Source organism: Myxococcus sp. CA039A (assembly GCF_013336645.1).
Lineage (GTDB): Bacteria > Myxococcota > Myxococcia > Myxococcales > Myxococcaceae > Myxococcus > Myxococcus llanfairpwllgwyngyllgogerychwyrndrobwllllantysiliogogogochensis.
Genome location: NZ_JABUMQ010000695.1, coordinates 1 through 1,059, shown reverse-complemented (window position 1 = coordinate 1,059; position 1,059 = coordinate 1). Strand labels below are relative to the sequence as shown.

General features: G+C 72.7%; 1 protein-coding gene. It reads left to right on the top strand.

All coding sequences use genetic code 11. The features are described from left to right. Positions 1 to 174 precede the first annotated feature (174 nt). Positions 175 to 1,059 (top strand): D-alanyl-D-alanine carboxypeptidase (locus HR086_RS47085; RefSeq protein ID WP_174468933.1); only part of this gene is annotated, 885 nt, incomplete at its 3' end.

Here is a 1,059-nt window from a genome sequence, read left to right as displayed (position 1 = left end):
AAGCAAGGCCCCGCACCCAATTCCTCTCATGCGGCCCCGGTGACACGATGAGCCGAGTCACACGAAGGGAGGACAGCCGGGTCGCATACCGGACGGCCGGGTTGGTACGGCTCACCCTCCCCCGCACCTCGCCGCATGACACCCACTGCCGTCAGGGTTAGCGTGGCGCGCGTGATGAGCCAAGCCCTGCCCCTCTCCCTGCTGCTGGCCACCTCGATGCTCGCCGGCTGCCACCATGCGCGGCGCCCCGAAGCTCGCACCGTGGGCTCGGTGGCGAGCAGCCTCTTCGCCACCCTGGAGGACGAGGGCGCGCTCGCGAGCGCCTTCGTGCTGGACGCGCGAACCGGCGAGCCGCTGTTCGCGCACCGGGAGCACGTCCGGTTGCTGCCCGCGTCCACGATGAAGGTCGTCTCCACCGCGTCGGTGCTCTCCGCGCTCGGTCCGGACTTCCGCTTCCAGACGCCGGTGACGCTGGAGGGCACGCTGACGAACGGGCTGTACCTTGGCGACCTCGTGGTGGACCCATCGGGTGACCCGTCGCTGGGCTCGTGGCGTTTTCCGGAGACGGCGCTCGCCTGCGAGCAGGTCGCGGACGCGCTCCAGGCGCGCGGCGTCCAGCAGTGGCGCGGACAGGTGCGCGTGCGAGGCACCGACGACGTGGAGGCCGCCTTCGGTCCAGGCTGGGCCTGGGATGACGCCGCCTATGCCTACAGCGCCGCCCCCACGCCCTTCGTCTTCCGGGAGAACGTCGTGGACCTCGCGCTGTCCCGCGCGGACGGCGCCGACTGCGCGCTGCCTCCCACCGTGCAGCTCACCCCGGCCTTCGCCACGCTCTCCGCCGTCGTCCGCGTGGACCCGAACGCGGAGCGCGCGAACCTCTCCTGCACGCGCCAGCGCGGTGCCCCCGGCGTGCGCTGCGTGTGGCGCTCCCCCGTCAACCAGTGCCCCCGCTCCGCCGCGGTGAAGCTCTCCGTGGACGAGCCCCAGGTCCTCTTCTCCGCCTGCGTGGAGGAAGCCCTGCTCAAGCGCGGCGTGCCCCGCCTGCCCGCCACCCTGGAG